A 16,215-nucleotide genomic window follows, 5' to 3' on the forward strand; every position below is an offset into this window, starting at 1 on the left:
CCGTTCCGATTGCGCGGTGTCATGCGGCTCCTCCCATCTGCATCATGGCGAAGCGCGGTTGCGTCATGAATGATTCGGCGGCCCGTTCGTCGATCGTCCCGCCGTTGATCCTGGCGTATTCGATGATGCAGGCGAGCCCGGTCTTCATCTCGCGCACGCTGCGATGGCAGTGGCGGGCGATGACGTCGAGCACGTCGTCCGTCAGCCGGTACCCGGCGTTGTGCGCCATCATCCGCGCAATCGCCAGACGGGAGCCGTAGTCGGGCATCCCCACGACGACGGTCAGGCCTGCGTCGAGTCGCGAGCGGAGCCGCGGGTCAAGACCGGTCAGACGCCCCGGCATGGTGTCGGACGAGATGATGACCGGGCTTGAACACATCAGGCCCATCAGCATATGCTGCGCCTCCTCATGGCCGCACATGTCCTGCAAGCCGTCGACGAGCAGCAGGTCGCAGCTATCGTACTGCTGGAGCGCCGCGGTTTCGCCACGGTCCGCGACTTCGGCGGCGAGCCTGCGCCCGGTGACGTATCGCACGCGGGTATCCGGATTGCGGGAGAGCATCTGGTTGCCCGCCGCCTGCAGCAGATGCGTCTTGCCAAGACCCGATGACCCATAGACGCACAGCGGACTGAACATCCCGCACGGCCCCTCCGCAAGCGCCAGGGCCGCGGTCCGCGCGAACCGGTTGGCGGTGCACGGCACGAACGTGTCGAATGTCATCGTCGAATCAAGCCCCGCGCAAGCCGCTTTGGAACCGGCTGCCGGCGTACATGCCTCGCCGCGTGCAGCAGATCCGGTTTCGCTGATGCCGCTGGCTCCGGCAGGTCCCGACGTTTCAGCGGCAGCGTATCCCCTGTTTCCGTCGTCCACGGCGTCCCTTCGCGAGCCGTCAAGGAACCGCGAGTATGCCGCCTTCCATTCGTCCAAGCTCCATGAGTCCCCGCCCGGTACGGTTCTTCCACCAGTCATAGCGCCCTCCGATGTCGTTGCAGCGACCCGATGCCGCCGCCTGTATCACCAGTGTCAGGGCGTATGAAAAAACCGGTAGATATCTACCGGTTTTGTTCGGGCACGGCGTGTCGCAGCCCAGGCGTCAATTGATCGTGGCGGGTGACGCTCCCCCAGTCAGCCTACGGCTGACAGCCCCCTCCACCGAGGGGGCCGAGGGGCGGGACAGCCAGTCATGACTGACAGCGATCTGAACCGAAGGGGCCGAGGGCACAGTCAGCGTGGCTGACGGGCTACGCCAACGGGAGCATAACTATCGCCCCCGCCGGCGGGGCTGTCGGTGAGGCTGACTGGGGGTGGTCAACAACCGAAAGCGGGTGCCCACCCTCAGTCCGGCTTGCGCCGGCCAGCTCCCGCCAGCGGGAGCGGACGCCACCTTACTTGGAGGTGCTCGCCCGGTATAGTGCCCCCAGAGTGAGCGACAATGGAAGGCCGGACTTCTAGGAAGCCGTCAGCGCTTGGATTCGGACCAGCCGTTGGCGTGCTTGGCGTAGCGCCGGTGCGTCATGACGCATCCTGCTCCGGCGATTGCCATGACTGCCATGACGCTCAGCGGTGCCGCATCCTCGGCTCCGGTGGCGGCCAGTGAGGTCGACTTGCGCTGTGCACTCGGCTTACGCTGTGCACTCGGCTTGTTTGCCTCGGATCCCTGCACGCCCGGCTTCGGCTTGCTGCCGGGACGACGTGCCTCCTCAAGGGCGGCGGCGTACGCCTTGGCCTTCGCCAGCTGCTTGTCCGCCTTCGTCTTCGCGGCCAGCGCCTGCTGATAGCCGGATTGCGCGGCCTTCAACACTGTCGCGGCATCGGCGTCCGTCTTGGTGGCCGTGTCGAGCGTGGTCTTCGCGTCCGTGGCGGTCTGCTGGGCGGCGGTGAGCTTCGCGTTGGCTTCGTCGAGCGCCTGCTGGGCGGCGGCCAACTGGGTTTCCGCGTCCTTGACCGTCTGGGCGGCGGCTTCGGGGTCGAGCGCGTCCAACGCCTTCTGTGCGGCGTCGAGCGTGGTCTTGGCTTCGTCCACGGGCTTCCGAGCGGCGGCGACCTGCTGTTCGGCGGCGACCTGCTTCGCCTGAGCCTGCTTGAGCGTGTTCTGGGCGTCCTTGACGGCCTGCTGGGCGTCTGCATACGCGGCCTTCGCCTCGTCAAGCTGCTTCTGCGCCTGCTCGATCGCGTGCGCCTTGTCCTTGTTCGCCGCGACCGCATCCTCATAGGCTTTCTTCGCGGCCGTCAGCTTCGCGTCGGCGACGGTGAGCTGCTGTTCCGCGTTCTCACGCGCGGTGGTGGCCTGAGCGGCCTTGGCGTTCGCATCATTGTAGGCGGCGACGGCCGTGTTGTATGCGGCCTGCGCCTGCTGGGCTTCGGCCGCCTTCTGGTCGGCCTCCTGCTGGGCGGTCTGGTAGATGCTGGCGGCGTTCTTCAGCGAGTTGTAGTAGGTGCCGAACGCGGCCTCGTACGAGTCAACAGACTCACCGGAATCGAAGTTGAACACCTGACCATGAGTAATCACTCCGATAGCGCCGTTGTTGGAAATGGCGAAACCGGTGGCCTTGTAGTTCTTGTTCACGACATTCTCATAATGACCGGTCTGGCAGGAGCCGCTGATCAAGTGCGGGCACGGTTTGCCGGCCTTCAGTGCGTCGTAGTTCTCCTTCTCGACCGTGTACCAGCCGTCAAACGGGTCTTCATAGCCCCATGCGAGGTTCTCCCCCACATGGAACTGGTTGGCGTGAGAACCATTGTCGTCGGACCAGTCCACGTCGGCCTGCGCCATCGCCATCATCGCGTCGTTCACCGTCAACGGGGCCAGCCCCTCGCCGGCACGAAGACGGTTGCACTCGCGGATGAACGCCAACGCCGCCTTCATGTTGTCCAAGCTCGTCGCATCCCCAGCCACACCCAGCTTGATGCTCGACAGGTACTTCGTGGTCGACGCGTCCGTGAGCACCTTCACCGCCTGCGTGCTGCCACGAGACTCGAAGAAGCCCAAGGAGCCCTTCGCGATGTTCGCCTGCGCGGAATCAGCCGCCGCCTTCTTCGCGGCCGCGTCCTTCGCCGCCGCGTCAGCCGCGGCCTTCGCACTGTCAGCCGCCTGCTTGGCGTTGTCGGCCTGCGTCTTCGCCGCCGCCGTCGCGTTCGCCGCCGCCGTCTCCGCCGTCTTGGCCTCGTCCAGCGTCTTGGCGGCCTTGTCACGCTCCGACTGGGCCTTGTCGACCGCCTCCTGCAGTTCGGTCAGGCCGCCGCCGTCCTTCGACAGGTCGTCCAGCTTCTTCTGCGCCGCGTCGACCGCGTTCTTCGCGTCCTGTTCGGCCTTCTGCTTGGCCGTCACGGCGGCCTTCGCGTCGGCCACGGTCTGCTTTGCGGCCGTCAGATTGTCCTGCGCCGTCTTCAACGCGGCTTCGGCCTTGGCGAGCTGGGTCTTCGCGTCCGCGACCTTCTTCTCGGCGGCCGCGCGCACCTGCGGGTCGTTGGCGTGATCGTACGCCTCACGCGCCGCGTCCAGCGTCTTCTCCGCCGCGCCGACGTTCGCCTGCGCCTTCGCCACCGTGGCTTCGGCCGTCTTCTGGTCTTTGACGGCGGTGTCGTATGCGGCCTGCGCGTCCGACTTCGCCTTAGCGGTCTTCGCGGCCTCCTGCTTCGCCTCGTCCAGCTTCGTCTTCGCGTCGGAGACCCTCTCGGCGGCCTCGTCAACGGCCTTCTGCGCCTGCGGGACGCCGGCCACCTTCTCGATGTCCGTGTACGACGATTCGTTGACGTTGCCGGCCGGATCCTGCGCCGCATCGGCATCCTGAAGGCTCGGCGTCTCGGCAGCCATGGCGGAGAGCGGCGACAGCAACGTGGCCGCGGCCATCGTGCCCACCAATCCCGTCCTCATGATCTTTTCGGAATTCCCCACAGGCTGCGACTTGATATGACGTCCCTGTACCATAACAGCTCCCTAATCTCTCCGTTGGAACCTCATCACATGAAACAGCAATGCAACAGCTGCATCTTCAACGGATACCCCCCCCCGATGGACATTGTTTCACGATGCGGGAACCACCCTCAGTCCGGCTTGCGCCGGCCAGCTCCCGCCAGCGGGGGCGAACGACGGCACGCCCAGCGAGCATCACAGCTCATATCGCAAGGCATCCCCCTATAATCGCTGGTACACGAACGGCGAGGAACACCGGCGACACAATGACGGCATCAAGGAGGGAACATGGCAAGGCAGCATCAGACATCACATGGCAACGACGATGCCGCAGTTAGCGCAACAGCCACCCCCACGCCAGTCGTCCCCTCAGCCACCCCATCCACCGCGCAGATCATCGTCGAACTGCTGGAAATGCTCAACGCGCACACCGATCGCGAACACGGGCTCACCGCCGCGCAGATCAGCGAACGGCTCGGCATCAGCGTGAAGACCGTGCGCACGCACCTGAAGACCCTGCAGCAGCTCAAACCGTTCGGCCGCAACGTGGGCCGACTGGAACGCAAGGACATCGAGCACGCCGAAAGCGCCGACCCCAGCGTCGGCTGGTACATCGAGCCGATCCTCGACACCGCGCAGATGCGGCTGCTCAGCGACGGCGCGCTCATCTCGCGCTCGGACGGCGAATACCTGCGCGACCTCATCGCCACCATCTACTCGTTCGCCGGCCGCTCCGGCCAGCTGCGCGGCCTGCAGCAGCTCGACACGCCACGGAACTACAATACGGAGTTCCTCAGCAACATCGAACTGCTCAACGACGCCATCGACCACGAACGTTCCATCACCTTCCACTACTGCACGTACGATGTCGACGGCAACCTCGTGCCGCGTCGCAACCGCGACGGCACCATACGCCGGTATGAGGCGGACCCCTACCACCTCATGTACAAGAACGACAAATACTATCTGATCTGCCACATGCGACAGTACGACCGTCTGTCGTACCTTCACGTGGAACGGTTCCGCGACCTTGCCATGAATGAGGCCGACCATACGCTCTCCCGGCCGCTCGACAGCTTCAGCGACCATCCCGGCACCCCGTTCGACGTGACGCGGCACATGAACGAGCGGCCCTACCCGATGAGCGGCCCGGCGGTGCCGATCCGCATGCGGCTGAACGGGCCGCTGGAGCCGATCTACGACTGGTTCGACGAGGCCGACGTGACCGAGACCGGCGACCGGCAATACGAGGTGAAGGTCACGGCAAACGAAACGTCCGTCCTGTGGTGGGCGTTGCAGTATTCGGACTCCGGCAGCATCGAGATACTCGAGCCGCAGTCGCTGCGCGACCGGCTGAGGGACAACGGACGGCGGCTGGTCGAAACATACGGCGCCGCGCACGCCGTCACACCGCCCGACGCCGCGCAACACGGCACCAACCCTTCACCAATCGCGTAATCGAAACGCGGTTCATGCTGCTACTGTTACAAACGAAGCGATGATCTGACAACAACGGAGAATCTCATGGGACTGCTGGATAAACTGTTCGGCCGTGACACCCCTTCCGAGGAGGTCGTAAGAAAAGTGGCGGAGGAAGGGCCGCGCAATCCCATCGACCAGCTGGGCGTGACCGGACGGCTCCAGCGCAACGCCGCCTACGAAGACACCGCGCACATCCCCAAGCTCACCGACTACGTGGCCGAAAAACTCGCCCAACTGTTGCGCTACTCCACCGAAATGCCCGTGCTGCGGCTCACCGCCACCGACGAGCCCACCACGCCGACCGACAGCAAGCTCGGCGGCGCGTTCTACGTGCCCGAAGGCATGCGGCCGCCGCGCAACCTCGACACCGGCGACCAGCTGTATCTGCTCGCGCAGATCAACTTCAGCCAGATGCCGCATCTCGCCGGATTCCCCGCGAACGGCCTGCTCCAGTTCTTCATCGACGGCGAAGACACGCTCTACGGCGCGGACTACGACCATCCGCAATCCCAGCGGTCATGGCGGGTGCGCTACATCCCGCAGGTGCCGGTCACGGCGTTGCATCCGGGGCGCGTGGTACGGCCGGCGTGGCATGACGACACGACGCTGCCCTTCGAGGGACCGGACACGGAGCTCAAGCTCACCGCGCAACTTGGCAAGCAGACGATCACGCCGTCGGATTACCGGTTCGAGGACCGGCTGCAGCGGTGCATCGGCACGATGAACGAATACGACCGCGGGTTCTTCCGCGACCATGAGGCGGAGATCCGCGACGCGCTCGACTCGCTGTTGGAGTCCGGCGGACATCAGATGGGCGGCTATCCGCTGTTCACGCAAAGCGACCCGCATGACACGCGCGACCCGATGTGGGCGAAGGCGAGCGTGCTGCTGCTGCAGGTCGACTCGATCGGGGATGTGATATTCGGCGATTCGGGTGTAGCGAACTTCTTCATAGCGCCGGGCGATCTGGAACGGCTGGACTTCTCTCAGACCCTGTACACGTGGGACTGCTACTGAGTTTCAGTTTAGACGGGGTGGGATGTGAGACCACCCCCAGTCAGCTCCGCTGACAGCCCCCGCCAGCGGGGGCGAGGGGCGGGATGCCCCCACTGGCGCCCCGCGTTCGTGCCGGCATCCCGCCAGCGGGGGCGATCGATATGACCGACCGTACTCGTAGCGCATTGTTCGAGTACGGTCGGTTGTGTTTTTCGACGGAACGTACTGGAAGCGGGTGGTACGAGTACGGTTCGTTGATTGTTTATTGACGAACCGTACTCGAGACGGACCGTACGAGTACGGTTTGTTGGGGGATGATACGGATAGCGGGGTGACGCTCCCCCAGTCACGGCCAAAGGCCGCGACAGCCCCCTCCACCGAGGGGGCCAAGCAGCGGGCTGGATGCAAACAGCGGGTGACGCTCCGGTGACTCCCGAATTTCTCCCATTTCGAGACCACAAAATGGGAGAAAAGCAGGAGTTACCAGATCAGACTCCCGGATTCCTCCCATATCGAGACCACGGAATGGGAGAAAACCGGGAGTTCGGCGTTGCGAAGGGCTGTCCGCTTATCGCGTCACGTCCTGCAATCAAGGACTGCCTGCGGCAGGCTCAATATTACCGGACTGGCTGCCGCCAGTCCGGCGTGACCAAGTCGGAAGCCCACTGGGCTTCCTTTTACTTGGTCACGCCCCCAAACCTACGATCCCTGTGGATGTAGTGGTCGATGGAGCGCCACAGGACTTCGCGGCCGCAGTCGGGGAACAGTTCGGGTACGAAATCCAGCTCCGCGTAGGCGGCCTGCCATGGCAGGAAGTTCGACGTGCGCTGTTCGCCGGACGTGCGGATCACCAGGTCGCAGTCGGGCACGTCGGGCAGGTACAGGTGGTCGGCGATCATCTTCTCGGTGACACGGTCGCCCGAAATCCTCCCGTCACGCACCTCGCGGGCGATGGCGGCGCAGGCGTCCGCGATCTCGGCACGCCCGCCGTAGTTGATGCAGAACACCACGTCGATGACCTTGTTGTTCTTGGTGCGCTCCTGCGCCACCTCAAGCTCGTCGATGACCGACTTCCACAGCTTGGGCCGCCGTCCCGACCAGCGCACGCGCACGCCCCACTCGTCCATCTGCGCCACACGCCGGTGGATGATCTCACGCGAGAAGCCCATGAGGAAGCGCACCTCCTGCGGGCTGCGCTTCCAGTTCTCCGTCGAGAACGTGTACAGGCTCAGGTACCGTACGCCGGCCTCGATGGCACCGGCGATCGTGTCGAAGACGACCGGCTCGGCGGCCTGATGGCCGTTCGTGCGGATCATGCCGCGCTGCTTGGCCCACCGGCCGTTGCCGTCCATGATGACGCCGACGTGACGCGGCACCTTGTTCTTCGGAAAGTCCGGGATGATATCGGGATTGCTGAACGGCGCCGCGGGAATGTTCAGCGACGTGTAGTCGACGTTCTCAAAAGCCATACCCGCTAATCTAGCAAGCGCAGTGAACGAATGGGCCGCTCGAGATAGTATTCTCCCCATTCCTCGACGATTCGCGTCACCTGCGGGTCGTCGGGCGCATGGTCGAGCACGCTCCAGTCGCCGTGCAGGGCGGCGGCAAGCCGGCCCACCTGACCGGCGTCGACCCGTTTGGCGTCGGGCGTACGGTCCGCAGCGCACATGACACCGCCGCCGGCCACCGAAAGATACATCGCGCCGCCGGCGCAACCCAAACCGCCGGCACCGTCCGCACCGTCCGCGCCACCAGCCAGCCGCCGGCCGCACACCACGCACGACTCCAGCCGCGGCGCCCAGCCGGCCGCCATCAGTGCGCGCATCACGTAGGACTGGCCGATGGCCTTCGCCGGGTGCATCCGTTTCGCCAACGCGTTGAGCGCGCCGCGCAGCAGCGTGTACTGGGCTGCCGCGCGCTCGCCCTCGGCGGTGACGATCTTGTCGGCGGTCTCCACGATGACGTTGGCGACGCCGTACGCCTCATAGTCTGCGCAGATCGCGGCCGCATAGGCGGTGATCGACTCGGCCTGCGAGATCACGTCGAGCGAATGGCCGGTGGCGACGAGCACGTCGACGCGCATGAACGGCTCGAGACGGCCGCCGAACCGTGATTTCACGCGGCGCACGCCTTTGGCCACGGCACGGATCTTGCCATGGTCGCGAGTCAGCATCGTGATGATCCGGTCAGCCTCGCCGAGCTTGGCGGTGCGCAGCACCACCCCTTCGTCATGGAACAGCGGCATCAGTAGATGAACAACCCCCAGAACGCGAACACGAGCAGCACGCTGAACATCGCAATCGACGTCACCCAGAACAGCACGCGGCCGAGCCTGGTGGATGCGAGCACCGGCTCCCGTCCGCTCACCACGGCCCTGATCGAGCCACGCCTGGGCGGGAACTGCAGCACGCCGCGGTTCATCGCCACTTCGATCAGTCGGGCGACCACGCGCGACCACGCCCAGACGACCAGCGTGCACACCACCTGGATGACCGGCCAGCTCCATACCATGAGCCCCGGCTCGTCGTCGGGCGCACCGCCCCACGCGATCTTCACAACGGCCATGACCACCTGGCCGAGCCCTGCGGCGAACAGGGCGAGCGTCGCCATGGTGGTGATGGTCAGGGTCAGCAGCTGATTGCCGAACCCGTGCGAGAAGCCGAGCAGCGGCCCCTTGCGCCGTCGCACGGCCGCATGGATGCGCAAGGCGAACGCCACGAGCGCCACGATGAGCGCGAGCAGCAGCATGACGAGCATGAACACGTGCACGAGCACGCCGTACACGGTGAGCCCCCGGTTCGCGTGCAGGTCCTTCGGCACGGTAATCGACTGATAGAGCCTTATGCCTGCGACCCGTTCGCTGGTCTGTTTCAGGCCGCGCGTCTGCCCGACCGCCCAGTCAATGACGTCGCTGACGTACCGGTCGGCGAACCCGGTGCCGGCGGTGGACTCGTCGCCGAGCCGCAGCACGTGGTTGGCGACCGGATAGCTGCGGATGGTCATGTCCCAGTTGCCGGCACGGTGGGCCATGGCGAGCATGGCCTCGGTGCCTTCGACCTGCGCGGTCATCACGTCCTTCGACCCGTAGGCGACCAGCGTGGGGATGGAGTAGGTCTGCGGCTCGAGCGTGCGGATGTCGGGATTGGTTACGCCGAACATGGCCGAGTCAGCGTTGAATGCGCGGCGCACGATCGACTGGTATCCCTCGTGCGCGCCGGCGAGCGCGAAGTCCTGCGCTGCGAGGAATCCGACGGCTTCGCGCGGCGAGAACACCATGGGGCTGAGCAGGATCTGGAATGCGACCTTGCGGTCCATGCGAAGCAGGTACGCGGACACCCAGGTCGATTCGGAGGTTGCGTAGATGCCGACCTTGCCGGCGTCGACGTCGTTGCGGCCGCGCAGCATGTCGATCACCTGGTCGTAGACGGCCGCCGAGCCGGGATAGTCGCGTGTCACGTCGTTGGTGCTCCATGCCGGCTTGTCGATGACGGCGGTCACGAAGCCGGCGGACGCCATGGCTTCGGCCACGTCGCCGAACGAGTTCTTGGCGGTCCCGTAGCCGGCGCCGTGCATGAACACGACCGCCGGCAGTCCCTTGCCTGCGCCGATCGGCTCGCGCACGATCATGTTGGTGCGTTGCACCTCACCGGTGGACGGCCGTTTCGCGTTGAACCAAGTGGAGGTCTCCTTGACCTGATAGGTGCCGTTTTCCGGCAGGCTGACATGGTCCGGATTGGCGAAGGTGACGGACGTGTCCGCGGTCAGCGTGCTGATGGTCTGCCCGGTCGGCTCGTTGTTCCACGGCACCGCGGTGGCGTTCGAGACGAACACGAGGACGCCGAGCATCATGATGAAGATGGGGATGTTGAGCCGCAGCCGATGCCAGCGCGACCATGCGGCCGGTGCGGCGGCATGGTCGACGGGTTCCGGCACGTCCGCTGACCTGCCGGAACCGTTGCGCTGTTGTTCGCTACGTTCCCGATTCGACACGCCACCATCCTAACCGGACGGTCGGTCTTCGCCGGGTGCGGTCACGCTCTCGGCGTATCGGATGGGCGAGCGGCGGCGCCTGCCCGGCCGTTCAGGCGGCTTTGTTGGGATGCTGGATGGGGATGACGACCGGTCCGGTGGCGTTCACCGGCACCTGGCCGTCCGCCTCCATCTGTTCGGCGATCTCGTTGGCCTTGGTGAGCAGCGTTTCGACGATCCGGTCCTCGGGCACGGTCTCGACGACCTTGCCTTTGATGAAGATCTGGCCTTTGCCATTGCCGGAGGCGACGCCGAGGTCGGCTTCGCGCGCCTCGCCGGGGCCGTTGACGATGCAGCCCATGACGGCGACGCGGATGGGCGCGGTGATGGACTTGAGCCCGTCGGTCACGGCGTTGGCGAGCTGGATGACGTCCACCTGCGCGCGCCCGCAGCTCGGGCAGGAGATGATGTCGAACTTGCGTTTGCGCAGGCCCATGTATTCGAGCAGCTTGCAGCCGACCTTCACCTCTTCGACGGGCGGCGCCGACAGCGACACGCGGATCGTGTCGCCGATGCCTTCGGCGAGCAGCGCGCCGAACGCGAGGCACGACTTGATGGTGCCTTGCCAGGCGGGGCCGGCTTCGGTGACGCCCAAATGCAACGGCCAGTCGCCTTTGGAGGCGAGCAGACGGTAGGTCTGCACCATGGTGATCACGTCATGGTGCTTGACGGAGATCTTGAAGTCGTGGAAGCCGACGTCCTCGAACATGTGGGCTTCCTTCAACGCGCTGGCGACCAAGGCTTCAGGCGTGGGGCCGCCGTATTTCGCGTACAGCTCCTTGTCGAGCGAGCCGGCGTTGACGCCGATGCGCAGGCTGATGCCCGCGTCGGTGGCGGCCTTGCAGATGTCGGGGCCGACCTGGTCGAACTTGCGGATGTTGCCGGGGTTCACGCGCACTGCCGCGCAGCCGGCGTCGATGGCCTGGAACACGTACTTCGACTGGAAGTGGATGTCGGCGATGACCGGGATCGGCGACTTGCGTACGATTTCGGGCAGCGCGTCGGCATCGTCCTGGCTGGGGACGGCCACGCGCACGATGTCGCAACCGGCGGCGGTCAGCTCGGCGATCTGCTGGAGCGTGGCGGGGACGTCGGCGGTGAGCGTGTTGGTCATCGACTGCACGCTGATGGGCGCTCCCCCGCCGACCGGCACCGGGCCGACCATGATGCGGCGGGATTTGCGGCGAGGATGCAACGGGCTTTCGCTGATATCGGCGACGCCGGTCTTGCGGAACGGCTTTTCAGCGGTGTTCAGCGACTGTGGTTCAGTGTTCAACGAGTTCATGCTCCTGCCTGTTTATCAGATCGTCGGCACGCCGACGGGCTTCATGCTCGATCTGCCCCATTTCCTCCACAGATGCGAACAGCGGGTTGCCGCGCAGCTCGGCGTCCATCTCGTCGATCACGGCCTTGACCGTGTCCACGATGCCGAGGTACGGCAGGCGATGGTCGAGGAACGCGTGCACGGCCTGCTCGTTGGCGGCGTTGAGCACGGCGGTATGCTTCTCGGATGCGGCGAGGCACTGCCGGGCCAGGTCGACGGCGGGGAACGCCTCGTCGTCCAGCGGCTCGAACGTCCACTGCGCGGCCTTCGTCCAGTCGCAGGCGGCGGCGACATCATCCATGCGGTCGGGAGCGGACAGGCCGAGCGCGATCGGCAGGCGCATGTCGGGCGGCGACATCTGGCCGATGGTCGCGCCGTCGACGAACTCGACCATCGAATGCACGATGGACTGCGGGTGCACGGTCACGCTGATGCGGTCGGGGCCGATGTCGAACAGCCGGCTCGCCTCGATGACCTCAAGGCCTTTGTTCATCAGCGTGGACGAGTTGATGGTGACGACCGGGCCCATATGCCAGGTCGGGTGGTGCAGGGCCTGCTCGGGCGTGATGTCACGCATATCCTCGCGCTTCCAGCCGCGGAACGGACCGCCCGACGCGGTGATGACCAGGCGGCTCACCTCGCCGTGCGTGCCGGAACGCAGCGACTGCCAGATGGCGGAGTGCTCGGAGTCGACGGGGTTGATCTGGTCGTCGCGCACCTGGGCGCGGAACAGCAGATGGCCGCCGGCGACCACGGACTCCTTGTTCGCCAAGGCGAGCTGGGAGCCGGCCTGCAGCGCGGCGATGGACGGTTCGAGGCCGACCGAGCCGGTGATGCCGTTGAGCACCACGTCGGCGCCCGAACCGGCGATGGCGTTGACCGCCTGCGCTCCGGCCTGCACCTGCGTGTAGTGCGCTCCAGCCTGTTCGAGCGCCTGCTTGAGCGCCGGGACAGCCTGCTCGTCGTAGACCGCGACCTGCGGAACATGGTAGCGGACCGCCTGCTGTGCGAGCAGGTCGACGTGGGCGCCGCCGGCGACGAGACCGGTGATGACGAACCGGTCGGTGTGACGGTCGATGACGTCGAGCGCCTGCGTGCCGATCGAACCGGTCGAGCCGAGTATGACCAACGTGTTCCTATGATGACTCATCTGTGATGATGCTTCTTCCCTGATGATGCTCAATGGATATGGATGCGGCCACCGTCATCGGCCATCGGCGACCAACGGCCGTGCGGGTCTCAACGGCCGCCGTCCTGGCTTTCGTTCGACTTCGTTTTGTCGGCAGGCGCGTTGGCGAACAGGTCGTGCGTCTCGCCGACGTTCAGCGTGGGGAACGACAGGTCGGGGATGTCGAAGTCGGCCTTCGACTCCGGGTTGAAATACAGGCCGGAGAACAGGTCGCCGGGGACATCGGACTTGGAGTGTTCCGTCGCGGCGGGTGCGGGGGCCGCGACCGCCGGCTCCTGGACCGGAGGCTGAACGGCAGGCTGGACGATTGGCTGTGCCGGTTGCGCGGCGACGGGCGCCGCGGCGCCGGATTCCTCTTCGGCCAGCGCGGCGAGCGGATCGAATGCGGCGGTGGCTTCGCCGGGCTTCACCTCGTCCTGCTGCATGCGACGCGGCTTGACCGCGGGCGCGAACGAGACCGGCATCGGCTCGACGGCAGGCGCGGCGGTCTGCGCCGGAGCTGCCACTGGAAGGTCGGATACCGGGGCGCCGGCCGTGGGCGTCGGCTGGGGCGCCGGCACTGCGGGAGCCGCTTGCACCGCCGGGGAAACGGACGGCGCCGCTGCCGGCTGGACCGGCGCAGGTGCGGGGATGGCTGGCGCCGCCGCAGGGACGGATGCACCTGCGGCAGGCGTCTGCTTGCCGGATTGGGCATCCTGCTGGGCTGACGGCTGATCAGCCGGCTGGCTTTCCGCCTGACCGGTGCTGCGCGCCAGTGCGGCGAGCGACGACACCGGCTGCCCGGCGGCCTGCGCGTTGGCGAGCGACGCGCCCGCGGCGGACGGCGACGCGAACAGGGCCTCCTCCGCCTGATGCAGGGCGTGGAACGATTCGCCGGACTGTGCAACGGTCTGCTTGGCCGGCGCGAACGACTGCGGCAGCGCCTCATCGGAGTGCGCGTTCTGCGCGGGCATCGGCGCATACGCATTGTCGGACCCGAACAGCGGGGTGACGCCGTCGGCGGGCTTACGCGACGGCACCGGCTCATGCACACCTGACACGTAATCGGCGACGCGCGCGAACGATTCGAGCCGGCTGAGCAGCTGCACGCACGAGTTGAGGTAGAAGTCCACCTGACGCTCGTCATAGCCGCGCTTGCCCTTGCGCTGGGTGAACACGATGTTGGACACGAACGAGGAGTTCACGTCGGCGAGCTTGCGGGCGTCCTTGTCGTCGGTGCCGTCAGCGCCGAGCCCCACGGCGGCCTTGTCCACAATCTGGTCGATGAGACGGTCGACCTGCTTGCGGTCGTACGACGGCTTGCGATCGCGGCCTCGCGCGAACCGTTCGCCGGCGTCGCGGTCGGCATGCTCGCACACCTGACGGTACAGCTCTTCGGTCTGCGCCTTCCATGCCACCCGGCCATGCTCGGTGATCTCACGCGTCGTCTGCTTGTCGACCACCGCCTGCTCCAGACGGGCGAGCGCGGCGTCGACCTGAGTGATGTCGTAGCCGCCCTTGCTCAGGTCGAACGATACGTTCTGGATGTCCTGCTGCGTGAGCTGAGCGTCCTCGCTCTCATACAGGGCGTGCGCACGGTCGAGGAACGCATCGACCTGATCGGCGTCATACCCCCATTTGCGCTTCCCCACTCGCGCGATTCTCGACGCGCTTTTTTCCGTCCCGTCATGATGCGCCATCGGTTGATCGACCTCCTACAGTAAAACTTCTCCCGTCCACTTTACGTGGGCGCAACGACTCAGGGCGCCATGCGGACGCCCCGCCTACCTGATTGCGGCGGCATACGGCCGTCGGCTCCCGCGCGACGCGCCGGCGCCGCCGATACACGCTTTACGCTACAGTATGTCAATGCGGGCAATTAGCTCAGTTGGTTAGAGCGCCACCTTTACACGGTGGATGTCGGGGGTTCGAATCCCTCATTGCCCACCGTCAGACACCATCACCCAGTGGTACCCGCGACACGAACCGGCGTTCCTCGCCGCTGACCGGATCCACGAACCGCAACGAACGCGCCACCAGTTCCAGCGGCTGCGAGAAATCATCATACTGCCGCTCCACGATGCTCGGATAGAAGTCATCTCCGGCGATCGGCAACCCCAGCGAGTTCATGTGCACGCGCAGCTGGTGCGTCTTGCCGGTGCGCGGATGCAGCGTGTACGGCCGCAATCCCCCCGCAGGCGCGCCCGGCTTCCCCGCCGAAGCCGCAGCCCCGCCGTCGCGCCACCTGCCCAGCTCGATCACCGTTTCGGCGTTGACCGCGCCCGGCTCCTCGAACGCCTGGAGCACGCCGCGCAGCTTGGTGATATGCGAACGGCGTCGCAACGGGAACACGCGCGGCGCCTCCAGCCGCTCGACCGTCCCGTATCGTGGGCGTCGTATCGGCCGGCTGGGCGCCAGGCATTCGTAGACCTTCGTCGCCCGATGCTCCTGGAAGAGCGTCTGATAGGCGCCGCGCAGCGCCGGGTCGCGCACGAACACGACGACGCCGGCGGTGAGGCGGTCCAGCCGGTGCGCGGGGGTGATGGCAGGCTCGCCATACCGCTCGCGCAGCCTGATCAGCGCGGTCTGCCGGTACCACATGCCGCGCGGCGTGGTGGCGAGGAAATGAGGCTTGTCGATGACGATGATGCCCGCATCCTCATACAGCACCTCGTAGTCGAAGGGAATCCGCGGCTCGTCGGTCACCCAACGATGCCGCTTCAACGGTCGCCGGACGGCCGGCTCGGCACATGGCGCCGACAAGTCCACGCTCACCGCGACCGCATGTTCCTGTAACGCATGACGCGCAGCGCCTCACGCTTGTCCTGCTCCTCGCGCAACGCCTGGCGCTTGTCGAACTCACGCTTGCCTCGCGCCAGCGCGATCTCGGCCTTCACCCGGCCATCCTTGAAGTAGAGGCTCAGGGGGACGATCGTGTAGCCCTTCGCTTCGATCTGCCGCGCAAGCTTGGCGATCTGCTGGGCGTGCAGCAGCAGCTTGCGCTTGCGCTTGGGGGCGTGGTTGTTCCACGTGCCGTTGAGGTATTCGGGGATGTTGGCGCCTTCAAGCCAGATCTCGCCCCTGCGGTCGATGGAGACGAACGCTTCGGCGAGGGACGCCCGCCCCTCGCGCAGCGATTTGACCTCGGTGCCGGTCAATGCGATGCCCGCCTCGTAGGTGTCTTCGATGAGATAGTCGTGTCGCGCCCTGCGGTTCTGCGCGATGATCGAGGTTCCTTGTTCCTTTGCCATTTCGTCCTTGTCATGAAGTGGTCATGTCATGAAGTGGTCATGCTGTGGTCA

12 protein-coding genes and 1 tRNA gene are annotated in these 16,215 nt (G+C 65.9%); 3 read left to right on the forward strand and 10 right to left on the reverse strand.

Annotated features, from left to right (window positions below):
- Nucleotides 1-19: 19 nt before the first annotated feature.
- Nucleotides 20-928, reverse strand: coding sequence for a DnaA/Hda family protein (locus tag F7D09_RS05160; protein ID WP_193312338.1), 909 nt, complete (start codon nt 926-928; stop codon nt 20-22).
- A gap of 532 nt (nt 929-1,460) precedes the next feature.
- On the reverse strand, nt 1,461-3,875 hold the full coding sequence (locus tag F7D09_RS05165) for a CAP domain-containing protein (protein ID WP_193312339.1): 2,415 nt from the start codon (nt 3,873-3,875) through the stop codon (nt 1,461-1,463).
- 327 nt (nt 3,876-4,202) lie between these two features.
- Between F7D09_RS05165 and F7D09_RS05170 the strand changes: the two genes are divergently transcribed.
- Together F7D09_RS05170 and F7D09_RS05175 are read left to right on the forward strand one after the other, a co-directional pair.
- The gene (locus tag F7D09_RS05170; protein ID WP_152234350.1) at nt 4,203-5,372 is read left to right on the forward strand and encodes a helix-turn-helix transcriptional regulator; all 1,170 of its coding nucleotides are present in this window, start codon (nt 4,203-4,205) and stop codon (nt 5,370-5,372) included.
- 66 nt (nt 5,373-5,438) lie between these two features.
- Nucleotides 5,439-6,413, forward strand: coding sequence for a YwqG family protein (locus tag F7D09_RS05175; RefSeq protein ID WP_152234351.1), 975 nt, complete (start codon nt 5,439-5,441; stop codon nt 6,411-6,413).
- 656 nt (nt 6,414-7,069) lie between these two features.
- Here F7D09_RS05175 and F7D09_RS05180 read toward each other — a convergent pair.
- The 6 genes from F7D09_RS05180 to F7D09_RS05205 all read right to left on the reverse strand — a co-directional run bounded on the left by F7D09_RS05180 (nt 7,070) and on the right by F7D09_RS05205 (nt 14,613).
- Nucleotides 7,070-7,861, reverse strand: coding sequence for an isoprenyl transferase (locus F7D09_RS05180; protein WP_152234352.1), 792 nt, complete (start codon nt 7,859-7,861; stop codon nt 7,070-7,072).
- 5 nt (nt 7,862-7,866) lie between these two features.
- The gene (gene recO, locus F7D09_RS05185; protein ID WP_152234353.1) at nt 7,867-8,637 is read right to left on the reverse strand and encodes a DNA repair protein RecO; all 771 of its coding nucleotides are present in this window, start codon (nt 8,635-8,637) and stop codon (nt 7,867-7,869) included.
- Entirely contained in the window at nt 8,637-10,241 is a 1,605-nt protein-coding gene (locus F7D09_RS05190; RefSeq protein WP_152234374.1) for an alpha/beta hydrolase family protein, read from the reverse strand. Before F7D09_RS05190 ends, recO begins: the two co-directional genes overlap by 1 nt.
- Nucleotides 10,242-10,473: 232 nt before the next feature.
- The gene (gene ispG / locus F7D09_RS05195) at nt 10,474-11,706 is read right to left on the reverse strand and encodes a flavodoxin-dependent (E)-4-hydroxy-3-methylbut-2-enyl-diphosphate synthase (RefSeq protein ID WP_152234354.1); all 1,233 of its coding nucleotides are present in this window, start codon (nt 11,704-11,706) and stop codon (nt 10,474-10,476) included.
- Nucleotides 11,687-12,895, reverse strand: a complete 1,209-nt coding sequence (gene dxr, locus F7D09_RS05200) for a 1-deoxy-D-xylulose-5-phosphate reductoisomerase (RefSeq protein WP_152234355.1) — start codon at nt 12,893-12,895, stop codon at nt 11,687-11,689. Before dxr ends, ispG begins: the two co-directional genes overlap by 20 nt.
- Nucleotides 12,896-12,984: 89 nt before the next feature.
- A complete protein-coding gene (locus F7D09_RS05205) occupies nt 12,985-14,613 on the reverse strand; it encodes a DivIVA domain-containing protein (RefSeq protein WP_152234356.1) in 1,629 nt (542 codons plus the stop codon).
- A gap of 173 nt (nt 14,614-14,786) precedes the next feature.
- Between F7D09_RS05205 and F7D09_RS05210 the strand changes: the two genes are divergently transcribed.
- Nucleotides 14,787-14,860 (forward strand) — tRNA-Val (locus F7D09_RS05210).
- A gap of 3 nt (nt 14,861-14,863) precedes the next feature.
- Here the strand turns inward: F7D09_RS05210 and F7D09_RS05215 are convergent.
- Together F7D09_RS05215 and smpB are read right to left on the reverse strand one after the other, a co-directional pair.
- Nucleotides 14,864-15,619, reverse strand: coding sequence for a pseudouridine synthase (locus F7D09_RS05215; RefSeq protein WP_152234357.1), 756 nt, complete (start codon nt 15,617-15,619; stop codon nt 14,864-14,866).
- Nucleotides 15,620-15,684: 65 nt separating this feature from the next.
- Entirely contained in the window at nt 15,685-16,164 is a 480-nt protein-coding gene (gene smpB / locus F7D09_RS05220) for an SsrA-binding protein SmpB (RefSeq protein ID WP_152234358.1), read from the reverse strand.
- Nucleotides 16,165-16,215: the final 51 nt, after the last annotated feature.

The organism is Bifidobacterium leontopitheci (assembly GCF_009193355.1).
GTDB classification, from domain to species: Bacteria; Actinomycetota; Actinomycetes; order Actinomycetales; family Bifidobacteriaceae; genus Bifidobacterium; species Bifidobacterium leontopitheci.